Below are 26738 nucleotides of genomic sequence, written 5' to 3' on the forward strand. Positions count from 1 at the left end.
TATATAGTCTTTTTGCTTAAAAATTACGGGAATCCGTACTCCTACTTAATTTCCAAATTTTACCATATAAAAACGAAAAAGCCGCCCTAAAAAGGACGGCTTTCAATATCATAAAACTTCAATTACTGAACTTTCACAAGCTCAACATCAAAAATCAACCAAGCATTTGGAGGAATTACTCCTCCAGCACCTCTTTCTCCGTAACCCAATGCTGGTGGGATTAATAAAGTAGCAGTTTCACCTTCTTTTAATAATAGGATACCTTCGTCCCATCCTTTGATCACTCTACCCATTCCGATAGGAATTTCGATAGGCTCGTTTCTCTTGAATGAAGAATCGAACTCAGTTCCATCTACCAATTTTCCAGCGTAGTGTACAGAAATATTGTCACCTGCTTTTGGAGCTTTTCCGGTAGTTGTTTTTGTGATCTTGTAGTATAATCCTGATTCAGTTTTTTGCATTCCTACCTGTAAATCCTCAACCATTTTCAACTGATTTGCTTTGAAATCCTCTTCTTTTTTCTTTCTGTCAGCTTCTTCCTTGGCTACATACGCTTTATTATTTTCAGCGATCTTAGCTTTTCCCTCAGTGAAAGTTTTTGCTGCATCGTAGTTTTTGTACTCGTCTCCTTTGCTGAAAATAGATACTTTTTCAAGTACAATATCAGTTTTAGGCTTATCCTGAGCTCCTTTGTCTACATTAGCGATAGCATCAATAACATCGTTACCTTTTACTACTGCTCCGAAGATTGTGTGCTTTCCGTCTAACCAAGGTGTAGCTACTTCAGTAATGAAAAACTGAGAACCGTTTGTGTTTGGTCCAGAGTTCGCCATTGATAAAATACCTTTTCCTGTGTGGTGAAGATCGTTTCTTTCGTCTTCGAATTTATATCCAGGATCTCCAGCTCCAGTTCCTTTAGGATCTCCCCCTTGGATCATGAAATCTTTGATTACTCTGTGGAAGATCGTTCCGTCATAGAAAGGAACTCCTTTAGCCTTAGATTTGTTATCAATTTTACCTTCTGCAAGACCAACAAAGTTAGCCACAGTTACAGGCGATTTTTTGTCTTCAAACTTTACAATAAGGTTCCCTTTCGTTGTTTGAAGATTAGCATAAAGTCCGTCTTTAAGCCCTTCGTAAGTTTCTTTGTCTACGTTCATTTTTTTATAAATTGGTGTACAACTCATCAGCGAAACACTAGCCGCTGCCAGAATTATATTCTTGTTAAACAATTTCATTATAATGCTTTTAATTTTATGATTAATGGGATATCATTATCTATTTTTTTCTCGTCTCCATAGGTTCCGTAAGCCAGTGCAGACGGCACCAAAAGCGTAACTTCTTCCCCATCGTGTATAAAACGCAGTGCATTTTCTACGGCTTTTAATTCATCAAAGTGTCCGAATTTGGCATCTCTTCTTCCTAAAGGCTCCTCATAGATCTTGGTTTGATCAAAATCATACAGATCATAAGAATAAGAGATAAGGGAATTATCCTGTCTTCTTTCTCTTTGATCAAAACCTTCGGCAGTTACCCAGTAATTAAGCTGTGTAGGATAGAATTTTACAGTCTGTGTCGCTATCCATTGCTGGATCTGGTTTCTTTCCACTGAATTCAGATTTTTCATTCTGTCTTTAGAGACATCAAGATCTTTTTTACTCAAGACCCCACCCACAGGAGGATGAACCTGTGTATTTCTGTTACAGCTCAGTAAGCCTAATATCGATATGAAGAGAATTTTTTTCATAAACTTTTGCGAAAATACGCATTTCACAGGATATAAAAAACAAAAAAAGCCAAGAATCTCTTGGCTTTTATATAATTTTTCTGTGTTGAATTAAACTGTTTCAAGAACATTTTTCTCAACCACGACTCTCCATCCGAAAGTATCTTCTGCAACGTTCGTCTGAATATTAACTAAATCATTTTTAAGTGTAGCAGCAAAACTTTCATCGTCAGAAAGTACAGGTAACTGTAATTTATCACCGTTATATCCTAAAGCCTGGAAAACCGTAGTTACAACTGCAGTTCCAACGCCCCAAACTTCTTTCAATGTTCCGTTCTTCTGAGCTTCTACAACAGCTTTTACAGGAATTGGTTCAACCTTTACTTCAATCCCTCTTTTCTTAGCTAACTGAATAAAACTGTCTCTTGTAACACCATCTAAAATTTTCTCAGAAGTTGGCGGCGTATAAATTGTATCGTTAATTCTAACGAAAACATTCATTGTTCCACTTTCTTCGAAATATTCGTGAGTAGCATCATCAGTCCAGATAATCTGCTCATATCCTTCGTCCATTGCTAATTGAGTCGGGTAAAAAGATGCCGCATAGTTTCCTGCTGCTTTAGCAGAACCTACACCACCGCTTGCCGCTCTTGAATAATGGTCTGAAATTTTAACAGAAACTGGCTCTGTATAATAGCTCTTTGCAGGTGTTGCAACGATAGCGAACATATATTTATTAGAAACTCTAGCTTTCAATGCTTCTTCCGTAGCGAAAATTAATGGTCTGATATACAGTGACATTCCCTCTCCAGAAGGAATCCAGCCTCTGTCTAAATCTACCAATGCCTTTAAACCATCTAGAAACATTTCTTCCGTAACTTCCGGCATTGCAAGACGCGTAGCCGACTTGTTGATACGCTCAAAATTCTTTTCAGGCCTGAAAAGGAAAACCTGCCCGTCTTTGTCTTTATAGGCTTTCATACCCTCAAAACAAGCCTGTCCGTAGTTTACCCCCATCATCGCTGGTGTAAACATTAAAGGACCATAAGGAACTAATTTTACATCCCCCCATTTTCCGTCCTCATACTCACATATTATCATATGATCTATAAAAGTATTTCCGAAAGAAAAATTGTTTGGGTCGAATGTAGAAATTCTGGAGTTTTCAGTTTTTTGAATTATCATTTCTAAAATTTTTTATGATGTTCTACAAATTTAACATAATTTTCTAAATATAAAAATTTTACATTAAATTTGACAAAAAAAAGCTTGAAACGAGAAATTAAGACCACGAATGACGGTAGTAAAACTTTGTTTATCAATGATTTAAATGAAAACTACCACTCTCATCACGGAGCACTGCAAGAAGCAGAACATGTGTTTATTAAAAACGGATTAAATCTAATAAATGATTGCGAAATTAATATTTTAGAACTCGGTTTTGGAACAGGTTTGAATGTTTTGGTTACAATTAATGAATATTTAAAAACTGACAAAAATCATATCATCAACTATTTTACCTTGGAAAAGTATCCCATAAATGAATCAGAAATTGAAGATTTGGCCTACTTTGAGCATTTTGATAACCCAGAATTAAAAGAAATTTATCAAAAAATTCATCAAGCAGAATGGGGAAAATCGGTTGAAATTATTAATGGAATCAATCTTAAAAAGATCCAATGTGACTTCTTTGACCTGAAAGACATTGAGTTACCTAAAATCAACCTTGTTTATTTTGACTGTTTTGGAGCGAGAGTTCAGCCTGATCTTTGGGAAAAGCCATTATTTGAAATGGTTTCAGATAAAATGAGTGTTAACGGCTTATTAACAACCTACTCTTCTAAAGGAAGCGTAAGAAGGATTCTTCAGGAACTTAATTTTAAAGTAGAGAAGAAACAAGGTCCACCGGGAAAAAGGGAGATGATTAATGCTGTGAAGTTATAGGTTGGGAGTTTGAAGCAAGAAAATGGAAGTTTATAGACCTATTAAATATATAGTAGTAAACTTCCGGCATCCATCTTCTAACTTCCAGCAAAAATTCCTAAATTAGCTATACAAATTATTATATATGATAGATAAGATCAACGTGAGAGTCTATGCCTGTGCTGTAAAAGACAAAAAAGTTCTGACACTATTTGAAGAATACGCAGGAGAACCTTTAATGAAATTTCCGGGAGGCGGTTTAGAATATGGAGAAGGACTTATTGAATGCTTACACCGCGAATTTGATGAAGAACTTAATGTGAAAATAGAGATTGTAGAACATTTCTACACACAGGAAAATTTTCTGGTTTCGCGTTTCAGAGAGAACGAACAATTACTTACCATATATTATATAGTAAATATTACCAATGAAGAGGATTTCATCATCCTTGATCCTTGTATTGAAAAAACAGAATGGATCCCAATCGACAGACCGGATAATCCGTTTCCATTACCAGTAGATAAAGTAGTATTCGATAAGTTAAAAGAAAAATACCTGTAAAATTTACAGGTATTTTTTATTGTTATATTATTTGTTATTTTGGGGATTTAAAAGTACTTGCGCCAGGATAAGGCTGCAGGTAACCAGAGTTCCAATTGGACTGCAGAAGAGACTCTAAAAATTCGTCTGTTCTGTTTTTACGTGGGTTGTATTGGTCTTTAAGATCGATATCTGCCATTTTACCTTTTACATTCCACCAGAATGCGCTCCATCCACCTCTTAATTCTTTAATAATTTCAAATACATTTTTGCCGGTAGCTCTGTTCATCAACTTTGCAAAAACCTGACCTTCCGTTGTGGTAAGATCTCTTAATTGCTTTTCATATTGATCAGCCAGCATATTTTGCCTGTCTTTTATATATTTTCTTTTTGCTTTACTATCCAGATCGGTCATTTCCTTCTGAATATCTCGGTATTGCTGAAGAGCAGTCACAAATAAAGGATAAACTCTGTATAATTTTTTATTTAGAAAATAATAATAATTTTTATCTAATTGATTGTTAAATTTCGGTTTATTCACTAAAACCAATTCATCCATTGCCACCACGGTTTCTCCATTGATCTCGTAGATTCTGGCTTTTTGGCTTTCATCGTAGTAGTATTTATTGCCAAATTCATCCACTTTTAACAACTCTTGTGGGTACTGGCTCAAAGGCTTCGCAATCACGGAATCCCTTTGTCCGAAAACAAAGACCCCAAAAAAGAAAAGAAAAAGATAAACAATCTTAGTAAAATTCATTATTTTTACACGTATTAGAACAAAAATTAAACGCAAAAATCATTCCTTTTTATGAAATTTGAGAAGAAATCTTTGAAATTTTTAGAAAAATACTTAAACACTTCATCGCCAACTGGATACGAACACAAGGGACAGGAAGTCTGGATGGACTACATCCGACCTTACGTTGATAAAATCGAAGTAGATCATTACGGAACTTGCTATGGGATAATCAATCCAGATGCACCATTTAAAGTAGTCATTGAAGCACACGCTGATGAGATCTCCTGGTATGTAAATTACATTACAGATGAAGGATTAATCTATGTAATCCGAAACGGAGGCTCAGATCAGACCATTGCACCGTCAAAAGTCGTTCACATTCACGGAGAAAACGGAATTGTAAAAGGAGTTTTCGGATGGCCGGCAATTCATACAAGAACCAATCAAAACGAACCAATTCCAAAGATCGAAAATATTTTTATCGATTGTGGAGCAACCACCAAAAAAGAGGTTGAAGAAATGGGGATTTATGTTGGCTGTATGATCACTTACCCAGACGAATTCTTCGAAATGAATGACCGTTATTTCGTTTGCAGAGCTTTAGACAACAGAATCGGTGGTTTTATGATCGCGGAAGTGGCAAGACTTTTAAAAGAAAACAAAAAAACAATTCCATTTGGGTTGTATATCACGAACTCTGTCCAGGAAGAAGTTGGATTGTATGGAGCCGATATGATTGCAGATACGATCAAACCTAATATCGCCATCGTTACAGATGTTACCCATGACACAACGACTCCAATGATCGAAAAGAAAAAAGAAGGCGACCAAAAATGTGGTGACGGGCCTGTAGTTTTCTTTGCTCCAAGCGTACATCACGTGATCAGAGAATTGATTATTGATACTGCAAAAACGAAGAAAATCCCTTTCCAAAGAGCGGCAGCAAGCAGAGCTACTGGTACTGATACTGATGCTTTTGCACACTCTAACGGCGGGGTTCCGAGTGCATTAATTTCGTTACCTTTGCGTTACATGCATACGACCGTGGAAATGGTTTCTAAAGAAGACGTAGGAAATGTAATTAAACTGATTTACGAAACGCTTCTAAAGATAACACCGGAAATGAAGTTGAAATATCATTAAAATGAAATTAATTTCTGATTTAATTAAAAAACCAACATTCATATCAATAGTAAGTATATTATTATTTGTTTTGGGTCTTCCTTTAATTATTTATCAGTTTTTCACACTTGATTCAAGTTCAAGTTTAGGAATTGCAATTGAAATAATTATTTTAATGTTTGTGTTAGGATTATTAATCATAGACAGGTTTTTAGTTAAAAAAGTAAATACCATAAGACTTTCGATAATAGAAATTGTTTTAATTGGTGGCTATTTAATGTACTATTATTTCACAAACAATAATTCTTTTTCAATCGGTTAAAATAAAGTAAAAGTATAAAAAGTAAAAATGAAAACGAAGCTTATTGCTCCTTCCCTTTTATCTGCAGACTTTGGGAATCTGCAAAGAGACATTGAAATGTTAAACAATTCTCAGGCCGACTGGTTGCATATTGATGTAATGGACGGGAGATTTGTACCCAACATTTCATTCGGTTTTCCTGTGATGAAAACTGTTCAGCAACATGCCAAGAAATTTGTAGATGTACATTTGATGATCTTAGAACCTGAAAAGTATGTTGAAGAATTCATCAATCACGGTGCTGATCTTATTTCGGTTCATTATGAAGCTTGTACGCATCTTCACAGAACGATTCATCATATTCAGAGTTTGGGAGCGAAGGCTGGGGTTGTTTTAAACCCTTCAACTCCGGTTTTAATGTTGGAAGATATTATCGCTGATGTTGATCTTGTTTTATTAATGAGTGTAAATCCAGGATTTGGCGGACAAAAATTCATTGAAAACACTTACAAGAAAATAGCTGAAACCAAAGACTTAATTTTAAGCAATAATTCTACTGCTCTTATTGAAATTGATGGCGGTGTAAATCTAGACAACGCTTCAAAACTGTTCGAAGCCGGAGCAGATGTCTTAGTTGCCGGAAATGCAGTTTTCTCATCAGAAAGCCCAGAAAGAACCATTGAGCTTTTAAAAATTTAATTATTTAGCTTTTAAATAAAGAAAAAGGCAGCTTGTGGGCTGCCTTTCTTACTCTGTAATCTGAGCTTATGATGGTTATTAGTTTTCGTTTTTTAAAGCTTAGTGTTTAAACTTCCTGTTGTAATTCTGATGTAAAGATCTATATTAATTTCATTAAAAACATCCGTAAAAACACTGAATTTCCGTTAAGTATTTATACTTAATAGAGATTTTAGCGAAAGAAAAATTCTTATTCAACTTTATTCCAAACGCAGGCACAAACTACTAAAAGTATGCTGATTACAGAAAAAACGGTTCTGATGTTGTTTAAAAAATTCCATCTGTTTTCGAAATTATCCCGCATTTGCTTAATTCCTTCTTTTGTAGAATTTACAATATCAAACTTGTCTAATTGATCATTAAGCGGAACATTTCCAACTATTGTCACTCCGAATACACCGATCAAATAAGTCAATGTAGCCAAAAGAAGCAAAATAAAAACAGGATTTTGCGCCCGATATAAAAAGGTAGAAATCGGAAGTAAAACTGCAGTTCCCATAAAACTCACAAAAAATACAAGATTCAGGATCTCGCGGTTGATCGACTGCATTGCTTTTAAATATTCTGTGTCTGACAATTTCCCTAATCCCAATACGACAGAACAGGAATACGCATAGAAAAGTCCGGCTATCAAGGCTGTGAGGACAGCTGTGACAATTAAAAGTATCGTTGTCATTTTCATATATTTAATTTGATGATTTAGTTTTTTGCTGAAACATAAAAATAATACATTAAAAACAATTTTAAGTTTAATAATTTTTAATATTTAATTATAGATTCATAATACTTTCTTGTTTTATACAATTAATCAATGATTATAAAGAAATTTTTATCAACTTTTCTTATTTTAGTCCGCAAAACAGAGAAAGATGAAAAGTAAAATTACCGGAACATTTTTATTGGGATTAATTTTATCAACCAGCAATCTTAATGCTCAAGATAAAACAGCCGACAACAAAAAAATGGAATGGTTTCAAGACGCCAAGTTGGGAATTTTTATCCATTGGGGAATTTATTCGGTTGACGGAATTTCAGAATCATGGTCTTTTTTCAATAATTATATCAATCATGAAAATTATATGAAACAGCTCGACGGATTTTCTGCTTCACAATATAAACCTGATGAATGGGTAAAATTAATTAAGGATTCCGGAGCAAAATATGCTGTCATCACCACAAAACACCACGACGGAGTTTCTCTGTGGGATTCTAAAGCTGAAAAAGCGACGACTATTCCTAAAAACTCTTTGGCTAAAAAAGATGTATTGGCGCCATTTGTTTCTGAGCTTAAAAAATCAGGGTTAAAAACTGGTCTCTACTACTCTCTTCTCGATTGGAGCCATCCTTATTACGACAATAATACGAGGACAAAAAAACGATATGAAATTAAAAACGATCCCAAACGTTGGTCAAATTTTGTCAATTATTACCAAAGTCAACTGAATGATCTTTCCAGTCAATTTAAGCCAGATTTATTATGGTTTGATGGTGACTGGGAGCACTCATCAGAAGAATGGCAGGCGCCAAAAACATTAGAAAATTTAAGAAAATATAATTCAAATATTATTATTAATTCAAGACTAAATACACACGGAGATTACGAAACACCTGAGCAGGGAATTCCTGTTATTAACCCTCAAAGTGATTATTGGGAATTGTGCTACACGATGAATGATGCGTGGGGTTATCAGCCTTTTGACAAGAATTATAAAACGCCAAATATGATTGTAAGAACATTGGCAGACGTAATCAGTATGGGCGGAAATTTATTGCTTGATATTGGCCCAAAAGCTGATGGAACAATTCCAGCCGAGCAAGTTGAAATTTTGAAAAATCTGGCAAGATGGACTTCAAAATATCCTGATGCCATTTATGGAACCAGACACGGAATCCCTTTTGAGAATTACAAAGGAAAATCTGCCATGTCAAAAAACGGAAAAAAATTATTCCTTTATTTGGAAGAAGCGAAAGATTTTACGAAAATTTATGGTTTAACTTCTATGCCGAAATTAGCAAGAATTATAGGAAATGATAATGGAAAAGTAAATTTTAAAGCTGAAAATACCGGAAATCTGACAGTGAATTTTTCAAATGTGAAATTTGATCAGGATGTAACGGTTGTTGAATTGGATTTTAATGACAAAATAACCTTTTCCAACAATATAAAAAGGGATAAACCTTCGCTCAATCAAATTTTAGAAGATAAAAATTCTAAATCTGCCACCTTCGAAATCGCTGAACAACTTCATGACGGAAATAATATTTTCAACAATTCAGGATTAACAGGTGACGGATTGGATATGAAGTTTCCAAAATCATCAAAAACAAATACTGAAACCATCAATTGGATCAGTAAACATGCAGAAGCTTTATTTGAAACTGAAAAAGGTCTGCCAAACGGGCATTATTCCGGCAACAGTGTTCTTTCAAAGGACAAGCAGACAATTTACCTTTTTGTTGAAGGAACTCCAACCGGGTCAATTGCTTTAAAAGGGATAAAAAATAGTATTGCAAGAATCAGAATTGTTGGGGACGGTTCTTTGGCTAATTATAGATCTTACAACAAATTATATTGGAGTGACAAGCCAGGAATCGTTTATATTGACATTCCAAAAGAGAGACTTGACAGAAATATGACAGTAATTGCCGTTTTACTGGACAAACCCATCGAATTATACAGAGAAAAGGTAGGCGCCGTTGAAAATAATCTTTAAAATCTGCCAACAATATGACAGTATGGCGTAAAAAAACAAAAATCCAGAAAAAATTTCTGGATTTTATATTTTAAATAAGAAAATTCTTAATTAGAAAATCTCTCTTCCTGAAAAATGGAATTGAGCTTCGATAAGAGCGTTCTCGTTAGAATCTGAACCGTGAACAGCATTCTCTCCAATGCTTCTTGCAAACATCTTTCTGATCGTTCCTTCCGCAGCTTCAGCCGGGTTTGTAGCTCCGATCAAAGTTCTGAAATCTTCAACAGCATTATCTTTTTCAAGAACAGCAGCAACGATTGGCCCAGAACTCATGAAATCTACCAACTCTCCGTAGAAAGGTCTTTCAGCGTGAACTTCGTAGAATTTTTTTGCATCAGCAACAGTAAGTTGAGTTAATTTCAAAGCTTTGATTTTAAAACCACCTTCTGCAATTTTACCTAATATAGCACCGATATGTCCGTCTGCAACAGCATCAGGCTTAATCATAGTGAATGTAATGTTAGACATAAATGTATATTTTTTTTAATGGCGCAAAATTACGAAAAATATTTTTGATTTGAATTTTAATTTTTTTTTAACATAAAAATAACTTTTATTAAGAAATGATGAACAAAAGTTGGCACAGTAATTGTTTATTCTATTCCGATTCTCATGTTTAATTTGAGTTTTCATGGTTATTAGTTTTTACCCAGCCTCGGCTGGGTTTTTTATTGCCCAATATTCCCCAAAAAGGTCATCCAACTCAAACATTATGACATAGTTAAACTTCTGTTTAATTATTTTTCAAACAGGATATATTATATTTTGTTATTATTAAGTAAATTTATTTTTGTGACAATTCTTCCGCTTCGTCCATCAACTTAATGTAAGTAGAATATCGGGTTTCTTGGATTTCGCCCATTTCCAATGCATCAAGAACAGCACATTTTGGCTCATTGATGTGCATACAATTGTGAAATTTGCATTCTTTCCTCTTTTTAAAGATCTCAGGAAAATAATGCTGTACTTCTTCTTTTTCAATATCAATCATTGCAAACTCGCGGACTCCGGGAGTATCAATCACATTTCCGCCAAAGTTCCAGAAATGCATCTGGGCAAAAGTGGTGGTGTGTTTTCCTTTAAGATGGGTGTCTGATATTTCTGAAGTTTTGATATTCAGACCTGGCTGCAAAGCATTCACCAAAGTTGATTTTCCACATCCGGAATGGCCGAAGAAAACAGAAGTTCTGTCTTTTAGAAGTTCCTGCAAATCGTTCAAATTTAATTGAGAATAAGAGGATATTTCCAAGGTGTTGTATCCGATGTCCTGATAAACAAACTCGATATCTTTTACCAATTCAATTTCAGGTTCATTTAAAACATCCATTTTATTGAACAAAAGTAAAGGCTCGATATTGTACGCTTCACAGCATGCCAAAAATCGATCTAGGAAACCAAGAGATGTTTCAGGGTGTTTCAGGGTAAAAATAAAGCAAGCTACATCGATATTGGATGCAATAATGTGTGCTTCTTTTGAAAGGTTAACGGATTTTCTGATCAGATAATTTCTGCGTGGATCTATTTTTGTGATCCAAGCAACATCATCCTGTTCCAACTGAAATTCCACAAAATCTCCTACAGCAAGCGGATTGGTAAGTCTGGTTTTAATTAATTTGAATTTGCCACGAATTCTGGCCTCGAAAATTTTACCAGTTTCCATTTCTAAAACCTGATACCAACTTCCTGTAGATTTAATGATTTTTCCTTTCATATATATTACTGGGTGCAAATATAAGGAATTAGGAAATAAGAAAAAGGGCTTAGGATTTAGTTAATAATTAAAAATATTTCATCTTAATTTCCCTAAATCCTAAGCCCTAAAATCTATTTCCTGTTAACTACTTTCTATCGATCATAATGCTGTTCTGAACCTCAATAGATTCTTCGTGAATCGCTTTGAAAACTTTCTCGATAAAATCCTGAGACATACCTGTTTCCCTAGCTTTTTGAGTAGCGTATTCTGTAATCACTTTCCAACGTTCCGGTTGGAAGATAGCGATATCATTCTCTTTTTTAAGCTTACCAATTTTTTCTGAAATTTTCATTCTTTGAGAAAGAAGTTCGATCAATTGGAAATCCAGATCAGAAATTAACGTTCTGTGTCTTCCCATTTCACCGTCAAAACCTGCCAATCCGGAGTTCCTGATTTTTAAATTTCCGATTAATTCAGCTAAAACTTCTGGCGTGATTTGTTGAGAAGCATCACTCCAAGCTTCATCAGGATTGCAGTGAGATTCGATAATCGCACCTTGGTAACCAACGTTCATTGCTTCCTGCGTAATATCTGCCAAACCGGTTCTGTTACCACAAATGTGAGAAGGGTCGATCAACATTGGGATATTCGGGAACTGACTTTTGAAGTCTAATGCAATCTGCCAGTTCGGATTGTTTCTGTATTTTGTTTTTTGGTAAGTAGAAAAACCTCTGTGTATTGCTCCAAGGTTTTCAATACCTTGACCTAATAGTCTTTCTAGCGCTCCGATCCATAATGCTAAATCTGGGTTTACAGGGTTTTTAACCAAAACCGTTTTATTCGTTCCTCTCAACGCCATCGCAATTTCCTGAACGGTAAACGGGTTCACGGTAGAACGCGCTCCGATCCAAAGAATATCAACATCGGCTTCCAATGCAGCAAAAACGTGGTGTGCGTTGGCAACTTCTGTAGCGGTTTTGAAACCATATTCTTCTTTTACTTTCTTTAACCAGTTTAGCCCGATCACTCCTACTCCTTCAAATCCGTTTGGTTTTGTACGGGGCTTCCAAATTCCTGCACGGAAAATGGGAACCTGCGCACCTGTTTCTTTAATTCTCCTTGCTGTTTCCAACATTTGCGCTTCACTTTCCGCGCTACATGGCCCTGCAATCATCATTGGTTGAGGGAATTCGTTGATCCAGTCGTTTTTTAAGTCACTTAAATTCATATCGTTAATTTATATATATTTATTTTACTGTTTATATCAATAGGCAAATTATTATAAAATTTAATTTATAATTTCTTTCAAAAAATGCCGTTAAAAAAATTAAGTGGGATTAGGAATTGTGATAGAAAATCAATCTATTCCTTGTATTTTTTTGAGAAAGAAATTTAGTTAGTAATACCAATAAAATCGATAATACGTTCCAAAATTTCTAAGATAGCTAAAAGACAAACCAAAATAACTGCTAAAGAAATCAGCAGTTGCAAAACCAAAAAGGTTTTTAGAATTAGGTTTATGTAAAATTGTTTGTTCCACTTTTATGTTGTGAATCTTCTATTTTCAGCTATTTAAATTTATAATTTGTGTTTGTCAAAAAGTTATTTAAAACAAAATTATTTGACAAATATATAAAATTATGACAAATCAAACTTCATTAAATCATCAAGATCTTTCAGCAAAGGATTTTTCTCAATGAACTTTTCGAATATCTTCTTAGTCGTAACAACCTCAATTTTAAGGCTTTCGAAGTCTCTTTTATACTCAATTTCAATAGAATAATTATGTACTTTTCTTTTGAAATGATTAAAAAATTCTCCGCTTATTTTATCAAATTCCACTTTTGCAGAGTCTGAAGGATAAGAAACCTGAATATTATGCTCGTCTATTTTAACTAATTTAAAAGCTTTAATAGCATTAAAAACAAATGTATTCTTGGATTGCAATTGTTTCAATAGCAAATTCCATTCCATTTGTAAATCGGTTTCAGTAAAATGGTTTTGTGGAAGGTCTTCAGTTTTTGTGGCAAGCGTGCTATCTTCCTTTTTTTCAACTTTCTCTTCTTTATTCATAAAAGAATTGATACTGAAACCGGAAGAAGATCCCTGTTTAGATAAAGGCTTAGAAGTTTTTTTAATAACAATTTCCTGAGGTTCATTAGAAATCACAGGCTTTTCAACCTTTTCTTCTTTCTTTACCTCTATTTTTTGCGGAATTGCTACTTCAATCTTTTCATGAAGGAAGGGCGCTAGTATTAAGAATTTTTTTTTTTAGCAAGGTCAGCATTAGCCGTCAGTGAGGACAATTGCATTAATGCAATCTCTACCGTAAGTCTTGGGTTCTTTGAGTTCTTATAATTGATATCGGCATGATTACAAATCTCGATGCCGTCTATTAATTGTTGAGCGTTCCATTTTTGGCCTTGCTCTACAAATTTGGTTTTTGTTTTCTCTCCTACTTCGATTAAATCAATTGTAGAAGCATTTTGAGCCATCATTAAATCTCTGAAATGATTTCCTAATCCGGCAATGAAAATATGAGAATCGAAACCTTTTTTTACAATTTCATTAAAAGCAAAAAGTACTTCGGGAATTTTATTTTCCTTGGCAAGATCAACAATATTTAGATATTGATCGTAATCTAAAATATTAAGCACTTCGGCAGCTTTTGCCAACGTAATATTTTTTTGAGAAAATGTAGAAAGTCTGTCGAATATAGAAAGAGCGTCTCTTAAAGCACCATCGGCCTTTTGAGCGATTAAATATAAAGCATCATCTTCATATTGAATATTTTCTTTCTGAGCAATAGTTTTAAGGTGCGACTGAATATCTTCAATCACAATTCTTTTGAAATCGTAGATCTGACAACGCGATAAAATCGTTGGAATGATTTTATGCTTTTCTGTGGTTGCCAAAATAAATATTGCATGCGCAGGAGGTTCTTCCAGCGTTTTAAGGAAAGCATTGAAGGCAGCAGAAGACAACATGTGTACCTCATCGATGATATATACCTTGTATTTACCAACCTGAGGAGCAAAACGCACCTGATCTATCAACTCTCTGATATCATCAACAGAGTTGTTGGAAGCAGCATCTAATTCATAGATGTTGTATGCAAAGCCATCTTCTGAAACGGAACCGTCTTTTTCGTTGATCTTTCTTGCCAAAATTCTGGCACAAGTCGTTTTACCAACGCCTCGGGGTCCACAAAACAGTAAAGCCTGAGCCAACTGATTTTCTTCAATTGCATGTTCTAACGTATCCGTAATATGAGATTGCCCAACAACCGTGTCAAACTCTTGTGGGCGATATTTTCTTGCAGATACGATGAAATTTTCCATTGGTCAAAAATAAGAAATATTGTTCTAATTTGAAAATTTAAATTTTCAAAATTTCATGTAAATCATACTTTTCTACAAATGGAAAATTTCAAACATATTATTTTTTATCTTCGTAAGCAAAGTCGATCAACTCAACGATAGCTTTTTCAATTTCTGCTCTACCTTCGTCAGTCTTCATATCGATACCACAAAACTTGTTTGCGTTGTAACCTGTATAAAGATTTAAGTAATATGCTCCAGAAATAATTAGCGCCATAATTGCCCTGTATCTAGTAGCATTTTCTCCAAAGTGAGGGTCTGTAATATGCTGAAACAACATATCTCCTACTTCTTCACGCTGTTCTACTAATTTTCTAAGAATCGGTTTACTTTCTGAAAGTTCCCAAAGAATGATTTTTTGAAGTTCTTTATTTTTTTTCAAGTTATCAAACTGGTTAAGCAAAGCAATTTTTGACAATTCTTTACCTCCATCTGAAATATCAACTTCTACATTCTGATTGAATTTTGTCCAATAATCCTGAGATTTGATATACTCATCGATCAACTTATCAGTACTTCCAAAATATTCATAGATAAGTTTTTTATCGAAACCTGCAACGGCAGCGATCTTACTTACTTTTAAACCTGAGTAACCTTTTACTCTTAAAATTTTACCAACTGCGGCAAGTAATTTCTGTTTAGTTTTTTCTTTGTCCCTAATGGGACCTTGCACAACTTTTCTGGGCATAATACTAGTATTATTTTATTTTTTTGCAATATGCAATTTTTTGTTTATATCTTCGAACGCATTCAGCGTTTTATCAAGATGTTCTTTTTCATGTCTCGCCATTACACTCATTCTGATACGCGCATCTTTTCTAGGAACGGCAGGATATAAAATCGGGTTTGTATAAATTCCTCTTTCAATGAGTAGTCTTCCGACGTCTCCTGTTACATAAGGATCTCCAATTTTTACCGGAACGATCGCAGAACGTGTAACTCCTGTATCTAATCCCAAATCATCCAACCCTTTTTTGAAATAATTAATATTATCCCAAAGCTTCTGTCTCCAGATAGGCTCTTCATCAATTAACTCAATGGCCTTAATAATTCCTGCAGAAGAAGGCGGTGCCGTTGCAGAAAAAATCTGTTGTTTAGACTGGAATCTCAAAATTGCCGCTATTTTCTTATCTGCAATTACATATCCTCCCAAATTACCAAAAGTCTTACTAAACGTTCCTGTAATAATGTCTACTTTATCTAATAGATCGGCTTCTTCAAGCGTTCCTCTTCCCGTTTCTCCTAAAATTCCAACCCCATGTACATCGTCTACCATTAAAAAAGCATTATACTTTTTTACTAGCGCATAAATCTCTTTTACATGCGAAGTATCCCCATCTTGTGAATACACTCCATCTATAACTACGAGTTTTGTACGGTAAAGGTTTTCTGAAGTCTTCAAAATGTGTTCCAAAGCTTCTAAATTATTGTGAGGAAACGTTTTTTTATTTGTGTAGGCACAACCTTCATGTACACTTGCATGTACTGCCATGTCTAAAATAGCGATATCCTCTTTCTGCATTAAACATTGCAATGTAGCACTATTAGCTGTATATCCTGTAGTAAAAACTACAGCTTCCTCCTCTTTTCTTCCAAAAAAAGAAGATATCTTTTTTTCCAGATCATTATGGTAATCAAAATATCCGCCGATAAGCGGAGTTGCCCCCGTTCCGGTTCCATATTTCTGAATTCCTTCAATTGCGGCCTGTTTTACTTTCGGATGTTGTGTAAATCCTAAATAATCACTGGAAACAAAGCTCACATATTCTCTATCCTGATTGGCAATATTTACGTGAACTAATGAGTTGGTTCCTGTTGTATTTTTCAATCTGTAATTCATGTGGCCGTTGGACTTCATGTACTCTAAAAATTCATAAAAAATCTCTGCTCTTTGAGATATATTATGGTCTGGAATATTCTCAAAATCCTTAAATGTGGCTGTTGTAAAGTTAATGTTCATCCTTAATTTTGTTAGCTGTTTAAAGAACAAATATATGATTATTTCACATGGCTAACTTTGAATTTTCAATTAAAATTTATTATGCATATAATATTTTAATCATATAGTTTGAAAATCAACATATTTCACACTTATTGGATCATTTTAATATTTATTAACATATTCGAAAAGCCTTTTCATTAATCTAAAATTAGTGAAAAATAAAACACAAAACCTCATCAAAAACAAAAAAAGACAACCACTTTCGCAACCATCTTACTTCAATATAAAATATTTAACTATTTACTTAATAACTCCACATTTATTCAATGAAAAAATCATTTAATAAAAATTTTATTTTAGACTTAATAAAAGCTATCATTAAATGCCTTGATTGAGTTTTTTACATTCAGTTTTTCCAGGATATTTTGGCGATGACGGCTGACGGTATTTACACTTATAAAAAGAAAATCTGCAATTTCTTTGCTTGTGAAACCTTCACCTACGAATTTCAAGACCTCCAATTCTCTTTGAGACAAGATATTTTTGTAGTTTAATTTATCCTCAACCACCACTTCTCCTTTTGTAGAATTTATAATTAAAAAATCCGATGGTGAGAGAATCGACTGATCTAAAGCAATACTATACAGACAAAGCGCAAACCTCAGCTTATTATTGTAGGGTGAATAAGTGTAAAACATACGATGCTGCACAAATCTGTATTCTTCATTTTTATCTTTCATCCTGATTCTGGATACAACATTATAATTAATACGCTCTTCAGGTTTAAGCGAATCCATGAGTTTAAAAAAACGTAATTCGTGAATGTATTTCTTCAGTTTATCATCAGGATGGATTTTCTTTAAGATCTCTTCTTCCCAAATTGAATCTATAACGGTTGGGTTTTCTTTAAAATTTAAACCTAATTCCAACGCAGATTTTGAAGTATAGACGTAGCTTTTGTTCGCCTGCATATCACTCAATACTGAAACAATATTTTCAATTTGAGAATACATTGATGCCTGTTGTTTATATATCTCAATATCCAACAGACAGGTACTTCCATTTTTGTTCAGCAGTGTTTTGTTAAGCGTGTCTAATATCTCCATAAATGGTTATTTATAAGTATTGATGAAATAACGGTAAAATTTTACTTTTGCTAAATTAATACTTTACACTCAGTTATACCGATAAAGAAAGATAATGAAGAGAATAATTTTAAGTTTCTGTGTACTTCTATTGGCTCAGAAAAGCTTTGCTCAGACGTTAGAAAAAATGACATGGTTCAACGAACCTGAAAAATGGGAAATTAAAAACAATGTTTTATCAATGTTTGTTACTCCACAAAGTGATTACTGGAGAATTTCACATTATGGCTTCACTGTAGACGATGCGCCTTTCTATTATACCACTTATGGCGGAGAATTTGAAGCGAAAGTAAAAATTACAGGAAATTATAAGGCAAGATTTGATCAAATGGGATTGATGCTGAGAATTGATAAAGACCATTACATCAAAGCCGGCGTCGAATTTGTAGACGGAAAATACAACCTTAGCACCGTTGTCACTCATACAACAAGTGACTGGAGCGTGATCACCTTAGATAAAACACCTCCCGCAGTTTGGATAAAAGCAGTAAGAAGGCTGGATGCAGTAGAAATTTTTTATTCTTTTGATGATAAAAATTATATCCTGATGCGTAATGCACATTTACAGGACAACACTCCTGTGATGGTTGGCTTAATGGCTGCGTGCCCGGACGGAAATGGCTTCAATGCAACTTTTGAGAATTTTAAAGTGAAGCATCTTCCCGATGAACGACGCTTACAATGGCTTGAAAACCATAAATAACGATTGAATTACACTTCAATATACAGTCAATTTTTATTAACCTCTCATTTTTTTTGGGAGGTTTTTATTTTTTTAGGTTAAATAAAAAACCGGATAAAATTATCCGGTTTGTATTTGTGTGTTTTAGAATCTAGTTCTGTTAAAATATTTCCATTAATTATTATGAGGGATAATAATTTAAAAATACATTAAGTAAGTCTTGTAAGAACTATTGAATATGTTCTGGAAACATTCCCATTATTGGTAATATTTATAGTACCGGATGAAGGTATTACTAAAGTATAATTTAAAGCTGTAGAATTTCCTCCATCTGCACATCCCGGCTTACCAGCCCATGTTGTAGCGGTAGTTGTTTTACTTGTTTCAGTAAAAGTTGGCCCTTTGGTAGTACTATTACTTATTAAACCATCTATTCCTTTAATAGAAAAGTTACTATTAAATGCTATATTAAATACAAAATATTCAGCAACAACAGCGTATGAGCATCCATCAAAAGCAGTCACAGTAGCTTTATACACGGAACCGTCAACCATACCACTGGTAATAAATGTACTTGTAGCACCACTCGCAACAGTAACCGTATTTGAAGTAACCGAACCAAAAGTACTTGAAGGTGATGCTTTTACCAGAACGCCATTAGCATCAGAATACACAGGAGTTACAACAGTTGCTCCTGCTACCGGAGTAATTGTTCTTACTCTGGTTGTACCATTTACATCTAAAGTATTTGTAGGAGCTGTAGTTCCTATTCCTACGTTTCCCGTACTCATCAGAACCATACCTGGCGCTGCAGTGGCTATAGATTTTGAATGAAATTGAAGAACGTTATCACTAACCCCTAAACCATAGAAATCGCTTCCAACTGAATTATTATAAACCGCTAATTTTTTTCCAACAACATCCGTGACCGTGCTTCCCGCATTTGTTCCTAAATCCAACCTGTTATTGGGCGTCGTCGTACCTATTCCCATATTTCCATTTGCAAGCATTGTAGCAACAGTTGTCAATGTTTGACCATCACCATAGGTTCCCACAGAATTTGCTCCTACGTTAAACTGTAAACCAGATTCTGCCCCCGAAACATTAATAGAAGGAATGCTTGGAGTAACATTAAACCAAATATTATCCCAGCTTCCACTAGCTGTAGAACTTTTCATACCAAACAGAGTTCCTACGACATCTACTTTTGCAACTGGAGCAGTAGTACCAATACCAACACTCCCTGTTGCGGTAACTGAAACGTCATTCGCCTGCTGAGCTGCCGTAGGAACACCCGTTGCAGCGTTGTCTTTTGCAGCATCAATGTTAAATGCACCTTGTGGATTAGCAGTATTGATCCCAACCTGAGCGTTAATTTGAATAGCAAAACCTGAAATTGCCATTACAATAGTTAATACTGTTTTTTTCATATGTTAAAAGTTTTTAAGTTTCGGTTTTGTGAAAATACAAATTTTAATTTAAAAATTCAACAATTATATCAACAAATCAATATAATTTTCAATAAAATAACCATTTGTTAAGTAAACTTTAACAAACATATCATATTATTAATAAACAATGAATATTCGTTTAATTTTAAAAAAAATGAATATGTCTAGAATTTATTTTGCTACTACAGTATTCAGTATTATTCTTAAAAATTAAGTAAAAAACGTTTATTATATCCATTATTAGTAAATATTTGATTGATATTATACAGATAATTTTTACATGAAAATAAGTTTTGATTTATTGTATAATCAAAAAATTATAGAAGTAATAAACTAGTGCAAGTGGAAAGAAATCTTAATTCAATTATTAAGTTAAATAAAGGATAATTTATTGAACAATAAGAAAAGTATAGAAAACAGTCATTGCTTTCTTTTCGTAGGCATCTTTTAAGGAGATAAGCATTGCCGTACGGATCATATTTTTCCCTTTAATCGGGATAGTGAGGAGATCGTCTTTCCCCACCACTGTTGTTTGTGCTAAAATGGTAAACCAATTTCCGCTTTTAGTAAGCTCAAGCAAGGTAGGAATATCATTAATTTCAATTAAAATATTGGGTGACAAATTATTACTTTCAAAGGCTTCGGTAACAAATTTTGTTGTGCTGTACCCTTTTGTAGGCAATGCAAGTGGCAAATTCGTGATTTCTTTTAACGTAATACTTTCTTTATTTTTAAAATCAGATTTTTTTGAAGCAACCAAAGTCATTGGTGACGTAAAAAGCGGCGTGTAATTAAATATCTTTTCCTTATTCCCTTCAGCAAAAGTAAGGGCAAAATCCAGTTCAAGATGAGTCAATTTTTCGATTAATTCGGAAGTGGTTCCAAAAACAATGTTTACTCTCACGCCCGGATATTTTACAGAAAACTTAATGAGAGCCTCAATCAAAGTAGAACGCATCCCGTAAGTAACGCCAATTGTAAGCTCACCGATTTTAAGATCTTTTAAATCTCGTAAAGCCAAAAAACCTTCCTGCGATTTTAGAAGACTTTTTTCGGCGTATGTTGAAAACACAGCTCCGGCTTCCGTTAATGTAATACGCTTCCCTATCCTATTAAATAAAGGAATTCCCAATTCATCTTCAAGCTGTTTGATCTGCTGCGAAAGCGTGCTCTGACTTATAAATAAATGATTGGCCGCTTCCGTAAAATTAAGCAATTCTTTGGCTTTAAGAAAATAACGAATTTGTCTGAGTTCCATATTTGTAAATCGGTTTTAACGATGAATAATTTTCACCAAAGGCGAATTACAAATTTATGGATTTTAGCATCTTCCGAAGCGTTTGATGAGATTTAATTCTGAAACTTTTTCCTCTTTAAAGGTAAGTGATAGAATAATTTTTCTGCCAAACCAGGTTTTTCCGACTTCGTAAGTCCAGATTTCGTTATTAAAATAATTAAACCCATCTCCTAGTTCTTTGATAATTTCATTGCGGGATTTACCCAACAGGTGGCTAAAATTTTCTTTTTTCATTTTGTGTGTTTGATTTCTATTATCAAAACAGAGACCAAAATGTTAAAATCCGTATTTTTCAGTTATTACAAGTGATTAATTTATAGTTAATTAAAATAATATTTTATAAAATATCTCCACTTTTGTCCATATATTTTTTGTTTTATTATTCTAAAGTGATTATTCGATTTCAAAAATATTATTTATCGAATAATAACCCCTACATACCACAAAAATGATAATAATATTTAAATTTTCAGAGGAAATAATACATTAATAATGGTTTTTGTTACAAATTTTTAATATTTTTGAAACAATGTAAGTATTTGGTTAGATTTTTGAAGTGAAATATTTTATATAAAATTAAGTTAATCGCTTATTTTTTCAACATTAGTTTAAATATTAATATCATGAAACTTTCAAACTTTACTTCTTCACGAAAAAAGATTATTCTGATATTGAAAAAATCATTTTCAATACCCGTCTGTTGATCTTCACAGATCCGCTTACCATGTTTTGAAAATATTACAGACTTACTAAAACTCTTACCACATCATGATTTTTGAAAATGAACAACATTCTGTTTTACAGGATACGCATAATCTTTCGTTTGTAGCAAACGTTATTAATTTCCATGGAGATAAATCTTTTATTCTAAATTCTTTACATAAAATAAAAAATAATACGATCTGTAAAATCAAGCGAAAATTAATCAATAAATACATTAAAGATTATACCCTTCATCTCAACCAATACATTGAAAATGAAGACATTAATTCAAAGCCTGAAAACTATGAGCTTTCGCCTGCCTATGTAAGACAGTCTTATAATAAGGTTGTAAAAGAAAATGAATATTTGCAGAGACTTTTAACTTTAATTAATGATTAAAATTCAGTGAAGTTCACAAAATCATTTACTATTTTAAACAAAAAAAGAGAGGACAAACGCCTCTCTTTTATATAATTTTTTCCTGTGTGTCTATAGAATCGAAACTTGTTTAAATCAAACCAATAGATTAATATAATCTTTGTACTGATAAAAACAGCTCTCTTGTATTGTCAGCCGTGCTGGAATCTGACGTTGTATTATTACTCGTTCCTGTAGTAGATTTATTATCAACTCTAAAAGCATAATAAACTCTGTACCATCTTGGCTCCGGCTCCTGAATCGTGATGTCAAAAGTTACCGTTTCATTGTGAGTCTGCGTAAGATAAACGCCATCATCAAATTGTCTGTAAGCTCCCGGTGACAGCTTTATATTTCCATTATCTGAATCACCTGTATGGGTAGACATTTCTGAAACCCAGATTTTCATATCAGAACTTCCGACATTATAAAGACGTGGATTAAAAGTAGTTGATGAGCCCGTTCCTGCTGAGCTATTATCAAACTGAGCATCAAGCCTTAAAACACCTCCCAACACAGGAAGATCCGTAAGATAAGTACTTGCCAAAATATTTGTTCCGGAAGTACTTGCCGGAATGCTTCCGTGATAATAAACCAGTTCACCAATCATAATATCAGTATCACTTCCGCCGAAAGCAAATTTCCAGGTTTCACCGTTGAACATGTAATATCCGGGCTTGTCAACCTTTGCTGTTTTTACAGAAGCCGTTCCTACAGCCTGAGTTACATAAACCAATGCTCCGGTCTGCTCTGCAAGATAAACCAAATCCTTAGCTTTAAGCTGATCTCCCGTCATTCGGGGAGCAATTACTCCGTCTGCTGAAGTTGCCACACCAGGTTTTCCGACAACGTCTAATGTTGCTTTTGGAGATTCTGTATTGATACCTATTTGTGCGTAAGTTTCCGTTGAAAAAAAACTCAATGCTAAACCTAAAAGAGATAATTTTAGTTTCTTCATGTTTTATAATATATTATTTGTGTCTAATTTATAATGAGTACAATTTTGGAGAAATCGTTTTATTTTATTAACTCTTTTTTATCTTTGTACTAATAAAATTCTTGATTAAGAACTGATGCAAAGTTATCGGCCTCGCTAAATCAAATTTTAAACACATCAATGAAACCCTGAAAATAGCTTACATTATTTATTCAACTTAAAATCAATGATTTAATACAATTAATTCCTAGATTTGACTGATAAAAAAAATAATTGTGGCTGTGATTAAGTAATATTTTAAACAACAAATGATAATTACAGATCCGATAAAACTTCAAAAAATAGAGAAACATAAAAAAGATCTCGTACATTATTATGTCATCTTAATGTCGGCTGTGCTTTTTATATATGCTCTTATTTTTACGTTTTATATTCCGGATAAGACGATCTCATGGTATCTTTATGGCGGAGCATTTTTTCTGTCGTATTCTTATTTTATCATTCGTAAAAATTATTCTATCAATATTCTGGTTCATACCTATATTATTCTTGCGTCTTTATATAATTTCTACATTATGCTTGCCTTTTGGAATAATTCTGTGGCAAGCTTCGTTTGGCTTATGCCTATTCCTTTGGCTGCATATGTGTTTTTTAACAGGAAATATGTAATTATTTACAGCGCATTTATCTTTGTTAATATTATTTTAGCCTATTTGGTTTCTAAAAATTTTGATTTTAATTTTCAGGAGCATACTAAAGAGGATGTAAAACTGACGGATACTTTTTTAGTGATTTCTAACGTTGCCATACTTTCACTGATCATTTATTTTAAAGACAAAATAAGACGAGAAGAAATTTATCATGAGATTGAACAAAAGCAGCAATCTGAACCGAGAATAACCGTATCTGTAGAAAAAGATCCTGCATTTGGAGATGGACTGTTTGAGAGAATAGAAAATATGATGACAGAAAAACACTCTTATAAAGATGTTAATTTTAATATTTCAAAACTGTCTACAGAGCTGGAAGTTAACAGCACGTATATTTCAAAAGCGATCAGACAGCACGGTTTTCCAAATTTTAATAATTACTTGAATATTCACCGTATCAATTGTGTGAAAAAACTGCTGAATGAAAATGATCTTGAAAAAGTGACCTTAATGTATATTTACACGGAGGCAGGATTTTCGAATCAGTCAACTTTTAATCGTGTTTTTAAGCAAATTGAAAAAATTACGCCTTCCGAATATATCAATACTTTGCAAGCGATCAATGCTCCAGAAAATATTTGATTCTAAATCGGTTTCAGCGATGAATATTATCGAAATAAAGCGTTTTAGAAATTAAAAAAATATCAGAAAATTTACAGATTATAAAATCCGTCAAGAATTTAATTCTAAAAAGGTTTTAATTCTAAAAAATCATGATCATACCTGAAAAAGCAGACAAAAGCAGTAAACGTTTCCGATATATAAAACTTTGTATCTTTCTTTCGGGGCTTTCTGTATTTGCTCAACTTTATCTTTTTCAGCCTTTGTTACCGATGGTTGCAGAGCATTTTCATACAACTGTTGGCGACAGTTCTCTACTCGTTTCGTCCGCTACAATAGGAATGGCTTTGGGATTATTCTTTTTTGCCTTTAAAGCTGATAGTTATTCAAGGAAAAAACTGATGATCTTTTCATTGCTTTCTTCTGCTGTACTGACAATTATTTCAAGTTGGGTTCAAAGTTTACCTTTATTAATCGCGATTGGTGTTATAAAAGGTTTTGTGATTTCAGGAGTTTCGTCGGTTGCACTTGCTTATCTTACGGAAGAAGTTGAACTTTCTGTGGTGGCTTTGGCCATCAGCATGTATCTCAGCGGAAATACCATCGGCGGGATGAGCGGAAGAATTTTAGCAACCATAATCGCTGGAGAATTGGGCTGGAGAAATGCCGTTTTGATTATCGGAATTGAAAGTTTACTATTAGGTTTACTCTTTTGGAAATTTTTCCCGAGTTCAAAGTTTTTTAATCCTCAAAAAACAGATTACTCTCTGAAAATGAAGCAAATGATGAAGTTTCTTACGGATTCTTATATGCTTCGTCTATACCTAATTGCAGCACTTCTGATGGGAAGCTTTGTGAGCGTTTATAATTATCTTACGTTTCGATTGGAATCTGAACCATTTTCATTAAATCATTTTTGGATTGCTTTTATATTTCTGATGTATACTTTCGGGGTTTTCGGGACGATGATCACAAGCAGGTTATCAAATAAAACAGACCGGAAAAATATTCTGAAAGGTTCTATCCTATTCATGCTTGCCGGAATTTTATTTTTACTTTCTGAAAATATTTATATTGTGATTTTCGGGCTTGGATTATTTACCCTTTCATTTTTTGCAGCACATACAATGGCAAGTCAGATGACGGCTTTACGTGCAAAGGAAGGAAAATCTTCTGCAACGTCTATTTACTGGCTTTTTTATTATTTTGGTTCAAGCATTTTAGGAAGTGGTACAGGCTATATTCTCCATGCAACTTCTTGGAAATTCTTTATTTTCTTCCTTATTTTTTCTATTATCATTGCTTTTTCACTTACTATTGATAAGATTTCCCGTAAATAAAAGAATATCACATACCACACACGTACCATATTATTTAATTAAAAAATGATTTTATGTTACCGTAATCAACATATAATTAATTATTTAAGAAAAATATTAACAATTAATTATTAAAAAGATTAAATAAATTTACCGTGTAAGGCATAATATTTGTAAACATAACTGTACCAATACGCACTTTCAATATACTTTTAACCTTAACACAAAATATTATGAACGTTGTAGATCTTAAAATTAAAAATTTAGTGGAATACAGAAATCAGATATTTACAATAACTGAGATATTCCAGGATAATGAAAAAGATTATTTTGTAAAAATAGAGAATGATATTCACAGTTTTTCTGTTTCAGCAGAATCTATTACACCTATTCAGATTACTGAAGAATGGTTAGAGAAATTCGGTTTTTCAAGAACATACAGATCAGAACAGCGTATCAGATATGAAAGACCGGAAACGTTCATTAAATATGATATCGACCTGAATCCCAGAAAGATCGTAGAAGGTTTAAAAATCTACGGAAATTCTATTAAATGTAAATATATCCATGAGTTCCAGAACATTTTTTCATGTTTATTCGGAAAAGAACCTGCTCCCGTGAACTATGGCCTATTGAAGACCGAATCTTAGTTTAAT

General features: G+C 33.5%; 28 protein-coding genes. 11 read left to right on the plus strand and 17 right to left on the minus strand.

Features of this window, described 5'->3' with window-relative positions:
* Positions 1-122: 122 nt before the first annotated feature.
* The 3 genes from A0O34_RS20635 to A0O34_RS20645 all read right to left on the minus strand — a co-directional run bounded on the left by A0O34_RS20635 (position 123) and on the right by A0O34_RS20645 (position 2911).
* On the minus strand, positions 123-1160 hold the full coding sequence (locus tag A0O34_RS20635; protein WP_228394390.1) for a peptidylprolyl isomerase: 1038 nt from the start codon (positions 1158-1160) through the stop codon (positions 123-125).
* Positions 1161-1237: 77 nt separating this feature from the next.
* Positions 1238-1747 carry an FKBP-type peptidyl-prolyl cis-trans isomerase gene (locus A0O34_RS20640; RefSeq protein WP_066758891.1) on the minus strand — a complete coding sequence of 170 codons (510 nt, stop codon included), beginning with the start codon at positions 1745-1747 and terminating at the stop codon, positions 1238-1240.
* A 90-nt stretch (positions 1748-1837) separates the two neighbouring features.
* Positions 1838-2911 (minus strand): branched-chain amino acid aminotransferase, encoded by a 1074-nt coding sequence (locus A0O34_RS20645; RefSeq protein WP_066758892.1) that lies wholly within the window; start codon positions 2909-2911, stop codon positions 1838-1840.
* Positions 2912-2995: 84 nt separating this feature from the next.
* Between A0O34_RS20645 and mnmC2 the strand changes: the two genes are divergently transcribed.
* On the plus strand, positions 2996-3670 hold the full coding sequence (mnmC2, locus tag A0O34_RS20650) for a tRNA (5-methylaminomethyl-2-thiouridine)(34)-methyltransferase MnmC2 (protein WP_066759894.1): 675 nt from the start codon (positions 2996-2998) through the stop codon (positions 3668-3670).
* A gap of 124 nt (positions 3671-3794) precedes the next feature.
* Positions 3795-4211 (plus strand): NUDIX domain-containing protein, encoded by a 417-nt coding sequence (locus tag A0O34_RS20655; RefSeq protein WP_066758894.1) that lies wholly within the window; start codon positions 3795-3797, stop codon positions 4209-4211.
* A gap of 34 nt (positions 4212-4245) precedes the next feature.
* Here the strand turns inward: A0O34_RS20655 and A0O34_RS20660 are convergent, their stop codons facing one another.
* Complete coding sequence (locus A0O34_RS20660) at positions 4246-4950, minus strand: DUF4294 domain-containing protein (RefSeq protein WP_066758896.1); 705 nt, start codon at positions 4948-4950, stop codon at positions 4246-4248.
* 51 nt (positions 4951-5001) lie between these two features.
* Between A0O34_RS20660 and chrP the strand changes: the two genes are divergently transcribed.
* Genes chrP through rpe form a run of 3 tightly spaced genes read left to right on the plus strand, consistent with a single transcriptional unit; the run spans position 5002 to position 7054 of the window.
* Complete coding sequence (chrP, locus tag A0O34_RS20665; protein WP_066758898.1) at positions 5002-6075, plus strand: chryseobasin maturation metalloprotease ChrP; 1074 nt, start codon at positions 5002-5004, stop codon at positions 6073-6075.
* A 1-nt stretch (position 6076) separates the two neighbouring features.
* Entirely contained in the window at positions 6077-6376 is a 300-nt protein-coding gene (locus A0O34_RS20670; RefSeq protein ID WP_066758900.1) for a hypothetical protein, read from the plus strand.
* Positions 6377-6403: 27 nt separating this feature from the next.
* Entirely contained in the window at positions 6404-7054 is a 651-nt protein-coding gene (gene rpe / locus A0O34_RS20675) for a ribulose-phosphate 3-epimerase (RefSeq protein ID WP_066758901.1), read from the plus strand.
* A 229-nt stretch (positions 7055-7283) separates the two neighbouring features.
* Here the strand turns inward: rpe and chrI are convergent, their stop codons facing one another.
* Positions 7284-7769 carry a chryseobasin maturation helper ChrI gene (chrI, locus tag A0O34_RS20680; RefSeq protein WP_228394327.1) on the minus strand — a complete coding sequence of 162 codons (486 nt, stop codon included), beginning with the start codon at positions 7767-7769 and terminating at the stop codon, positions 7284-7286.
* Between the two features lie 193 nt (positions 7770-7962).
* Between chrI and A0O34_RS20685 the strand changes: the two genes are divergently transcribed.
* On the plus strand, positions 7963-9807 hold the full coding sequence (locus A0O34_RS20685; protein WP_066758904.1) for an alpha-L-fucosidase: 1845 nt from the start codon (positions 7963-7965) through the stop codon (positions 9805-9807).
* A gap of 90 nt (positions 9808-9897) precedes the next feature.
* Here A0O34_RS20685 and A0O34_RS20690 read toward each other — a convergent pair whose 3' ends face one another.
* From A0O34_RS20690 to A0O34_RS20725, 8 genes are all read right to left on the minus strand, one after another.
* Positions 9898-10314, minus strand: coding sequence for a nucleoside-diphosphate kinase (locus A0O34_RS20690; protein ID WP_066758910.1), 417 nt, complete (start codon positions 10312-10314; stop codon positions 9898-9900).
* Positions 10315-10630: 316 nt separating this feature from the next.
* A complete protein-coding gene (rsgA, locus tag A0O34_RS20695) occupies positions 10631-11557 on the minus strand; it encodes a ribosome small subunit-dependent GTPase A (protein WP_066758912.1) in 927 nt (308 codons plus the stop codon).
* Between the two features lie 127 nt (positions 11558-11684).
* A complete protein-coding gene (locus tag A0O34_RS20700; RefSeq protein WP_066758914.1) occupies positions 11685-12767 on the minus strand; it encodes a chorismate mutase in 1083 nt (360 codons plus the stop codon).
* 410 nt (positions 12768-13177) lie between these two features.
* Entirely contained in the window at positions 13178-13708 is a 531-nt protein-coding gene (locus A0O34_RS22655; RefSeq protein ID WP_228394328.1) for a hypothetical protein, read from the minus strand.
* 86 nt (positions 13709-13794) lie between these two features.
* Positions 13795-14880, minus strand: coding sequence for a DNA polymerase III subunit gamma/tau (gene dnaX / locus A0O34_RS20710; RefSeq protein WP_066758916.1), 1086 nt, complete (start codon positions 14878-14880; stop codon positions 13795-13797).
* A gap of 97 nt (positions 14881-14977) precedes the next feature.
* Positions 14978-15607, minus strand: coding sequence for a TetR/AcrR family transcriptional regulator (locus A0O34_RS20715; RefSeq protein WP_066758918.1), 630 nt, complete (start codon positions 15605-15607; stop codon positions 14978-14980).
* 15 nt (positions 15608-15622) lie between these two features.
* Positions 15623-16879: an aminotransferase class I/II-fold pyridoxal phosphate-dependent enzyme gene (locus A0O34_RS20720; RefSeq protein ID WP_066758920.1), complete on the minus strand. Its 1257-nt coding sequence runs from the start codon at positions 16877-16879 to the stop codon at positions 15623-15625.
* A gap of 344 nt (positions 16880-17223) precedes the next feature.
* Positions 17224-17967 (minus strand): response regulator transcription factor, encoded by a 744-nt coding sequence (locus A0O34_RS20725; RefSeq protein WP_066758922.1) that lies wholly within the window; start codon positions 17965-17967, stop codon positions 17224-17226.
* Positions 17968-18061: 94 nt separating this feature from the next.
* Here A0O34_RS20725 and A0O34_RS20730 point away from each other — a divergent pair, with 94 nt between their 5' ends.
* Positions 18062-18709, plus strand: a complete 648-nt coding sequence (locus A0O34_RS20730; RefSeq protein ID WP_066758923.1) for a DUF1349 domain-containing protein — start codon at positions 18062-18064, stop codon at positions 18707-18709.
* Between the two features lie 188 nt (positions 18710-18897).
* Here the strand turns inward: A0O34_RS20730 and A0O34_RS20735 are convergent, their stop codons facing one another.
* The 3 genes from A0O34_RS20735 to A0O34_RS20745 form a co-directional block, all read right to left on the minus strand.
* Positions 18898-20118, minus strand: a complete 1221-nt coding sequence (locus A0O34_RS20735; protein ID WP_066758925.1) for a hypothetical protein — start codon at positions 20116-20118, stop codon at positions 18898-18900.
* A gap of 409 nt (positions 20119-20527) precedes the next feature.
* Positions 20528-21397 (minus strand): LysR substrate-binding domain-containing protein, encoded by an 870-nt coding sequence (locus A0O34_RS20740; RefSeq protein WP_066758927.1) that lies wholly within the window; start codon positions 21395-21397, stop codon positions 20528-20530.
* 63 nt (positions 21398-21460) lie between these two features.
* Positions 21461-21670 carry a hypothetical protein gene (locus A0O34_RS20745; protein WP_066758929.1) on the minus strand — a complete coding sequence of 70 codons (210 nt, stop codon included), beginning with the start codon at positions 21668-21670 and terminating at the stop codon, positions 21461-21463.
* 534 nt (positions 21671-22204) lie between these two features.
* Here A0O34_RS20745 and A0O34_RS20750 point away from each other — a divergent pair.
* A complete protein-coding gene (locus A0O34_RS20750; protein WP_066758931.1) occupies positions 22205-22537 on the plus strand; it encodes a hypothetical protein in 333 nt (110 codons plus the stop codon).
* Between the two features lie 127 nt (positions 22538-22664).
* On the opposite strand, the gene A0O34_RS20755 is transcribed toward A0O34_RS20750, so the two are convergent.
* Positions 22665-23513, minus strand: coding sequence for a hypothetical protein (locus tag A0O34_RS20755; RefSeq protein WP_066758936.1), 849 nt, complete (start codon positions 23511-23513; stop codon positions 22665-22667).
* A 287-nt stretch (positions 23514-23800) separates the two neighbouring features.
* Here A0O34_RS20755 and A0O34_RS20760 point away from each other — a divergent pair, with 287 nt between their 5' ends.
* The 3 genes from A0O34_RS20760 to A0O34_RS20770 all read left to right on the plus strand — a co-directional run bounded on the left by A0O34_RS20760 (position 23801) and on the right by A0O34_RS20770 (position 26732).
* The gene (locus A0O34_RS20760) at positions 23801-24784 is read left to right on the plus strand and encodes a helix-turn-helix domain-containing protein (protein ID WP_066758938.1); all 984 of its coding nucleotides are present in this window, start codon (positions 23801-23803) and stop codon (positions 24782-24784) included.
* Between the two features lie 131 nt (positions 24785-24915).
* Positions 24916-26103 carry an MFS transporter gene (locus A0O34_RS20765; protein ID WP_066758940.1) on the plus strand — a complete coding sequence of 396 codons (1188 nt, stop codon included), beginning with the start codon at positions 24916-24918 and terminating at the stop codon, positions 26101-26103.
* A gap of 212 nt (positions 26104-26315) precedes the next feature.
* Positions 26316-26732 carry a hypothetical protein gene (locus A0O34_RS20770; protein WP_066758942.1) on the plus strand — a complete coding sequence of 139 codons (417 nt, stop codon included), beginning with the start codon at positions 26316-26318 and terminating at the stop codon, positions 26730-26732.
* The last annotated feature ends 6 nt before the right edge of the window (positions 26733-26738 follow it).

The organism is Chryseobacterium glaciei, assembly GCF_001648155.1.
Lineage (GTDB): Bacteria > Bacteroidota > Bacteroidia > Flavobacteriales > Weeksellaceae > Chryseobacterium > Chryseobacterium glaciei.

What these genes read in the sequence shown, in the direction of transcription:
- A0O34_RS20755 (WP_066758936.1), bottom strand. Translation starts at nt 23,513, where the DNA reads ATGAAGAAACTAAAATTATCTCTTTTAGGTTTAGCATTGAGTTTTTTT.
- A0O34_RS20700 (WP_066758914.1), bottom strand. Translation starts at nt 12,767, where the DNA reads ATGAATTTAAGTGACTTAAAAAACGACTGGATCAACGAATTCCCTCAA.
- rsgA (WP_066758912.1), bottom strand. Translation starts at nt 11,557, where the DNA reads ATGAAAGGAAAAATCATTAAATCTACAGGAAGTTGGTATCAGGTTTTA.
- A0O34_RS20750 (WP_066758931.1), top strand. Translation starts at nt 22,205, where the DNA reads ATGATTTTTGAAAATGAACAACATTCTGTTTTACAGGATACGCATAAT.
- A0O34_RS20645 (WP_066758892.1), bottom strand. Translation starts at nt 2,911, where the DNA reads ATGATAATTCAAAAAACTGAAAACTCCAGAATTTCTACATTCGACCCA.
- A0O34_RS20735 (WP_066758925.1), bottom strand. Translation starts at nt 20,118, where the DNA reads ATGAAAAAAACAGTATTAACTATTGTAATGGCAATTTCAGGTTTTGCT.
- A0O34_RS20685 (WP_066758904.1), top strand. Translation starts at nt 7,963, where the DNA reads ATGAAAAGTAAAATTACCGGAACATTTTTATTGGGATTAATTTTATCA.
- A0O34_RS20720 (WP_066758920.1), bottom strand. Translation starts at nt 16,879, where the DNA reads ATGAACATTAACTTTACAACAGCCACATTTAAGGATTTTGAGAATATT.
- A0O34_RS20635 (WP_228394390.1), bottom strand. Translation starts at nt 1,160, where the DNA reads ATGAACGTAGACAAAGAAACTTACGAAGGGCTTAAAGACGGACTTTAT.
- A0O34_RS20730 (WP_066758923.1), top strand. Translation starts at nt 18,062, where the DNA reads ATGAAGAGAATAATTTTAAGTTTCTGTGTACTTCTATTGGCTCAGAAA.
- A0O34_RS20670 (WP_066758900.1), top strand. Translation starts at nt 6,077, where the DNA reads ATGAAATTAATTTCTGATTTAATTAAAAAACCAACATTCATATCAATA.
- chrP (WP_066758898.1), top strand. Translation starts at nt 5,002, where the DNA reads ATGAAATTTGAGAAGAAATCTTTGAAATTTTTAGAAAAATACTTAAAC.
- A0O34_RS20745 (WP_066758929.1), bottom strand. Translation starts at nt 21,670, where the DNA reads ATGAAAAAAGAAAATTTTAGCCACCTGTTGGGTAAATCCCGCAATGAA.
- A0O34_RS20640 (WP_066758891.1), bottom strand. Translation starts at nt 1,747, where the DNA reads ATGAAAAAAATTCTCTTCATATCGATATTAGGCTTACTGAGCTGTAAC.
- A0O34_RS20770 (WP_066758942.1), top strand. Translation starts at nt 26,316, where the DNA reads ATGAACGTTGTAGATCTTAAAATTAAAAATTTAGTGGAATACAGAAAT.
- A0O34_RS20690 (WP_066758910.1), bottom strand. Translation starts at nt 10,314, where the DNA reads ATGTCTAACATTACATTCACTATGATTAAGCCTGATGCTGTTGCAGAC.
- A0O34_RS20715 (WP_066758918.1), bottom strand. Translation starts at nt 15,607, where the DNA reads ATGCCCAGAAAAGTTGTGCAAGGTCCCATTAGGGACAAAGAAAAAACT.
- A0O34_RS20765 (WP_066758940.1), top strand. Translation starts at nt 24,916, where the DNA reads ATGATCATACCTGAAAAAGCAGACAAAAGCAGTAAACGTTTCCGATAT.
- A0O34_RS20655 (WP_066758894.1), top strand. Translation starts at nt 3,795, where the DNA reads ATGATAGATAAGATCAACGTGAGAGTCTATGCCTGTGCTGTAAAAGAC.
- dnaX (WP_066758916.1), bottom strand. Translation starts at nt 14,880, where the DNA reads ATGGAAAATTTCATCGTATCTGCAAGAAAATATCGCCCACAAGAGTTT.
- A0O34_RS20740 (WP_066758927.1), bottom strand. Translation starts at nt 21,397, where the DNA reads ATGGAACTCAGACAAATTCGTTATTTTCTTAAAGCCAAAGAATTGCTT.
- A0O34_RS20725 (WP_066758922.1), bottom strand. Translation starts at nt 17,967, where the DNA reads ATGGAGATATTAGACACGCTTAACAAAACACTGCTGAACAAAAATGGA.
- chrI (WP_228394327.1), bottom strand. Translation starts at nt 7,769, where the DNA reads ATGACAACGATACTTTTAATTGTCACAGCTGTCCTCACAGCCTTGATA.
- rpe (WP_066758901.1), top strand. Translation starts at nt 6,404, where the DNA reads ATGAAAACGAAGCTTATTGCTCCTTCCCTTTTATCTGCAGACTTTGGG.
- A0O34_RS20660 (WP_066758896.1), bottom strand. Translation starts at nt 4,950, where the DNA reads ATGAATTTTACTAAGATTGTTTATCTTTTTCTTTTCTTTTTTGGGGTC.
- A0O34_RS20760 (WP_066758938.1), top strand. Translation starts at nt 23,801, where the DNA reads ATGATAATTACAGATCCGATAAAACTTCAAAAAATAGAGAAACATAAA.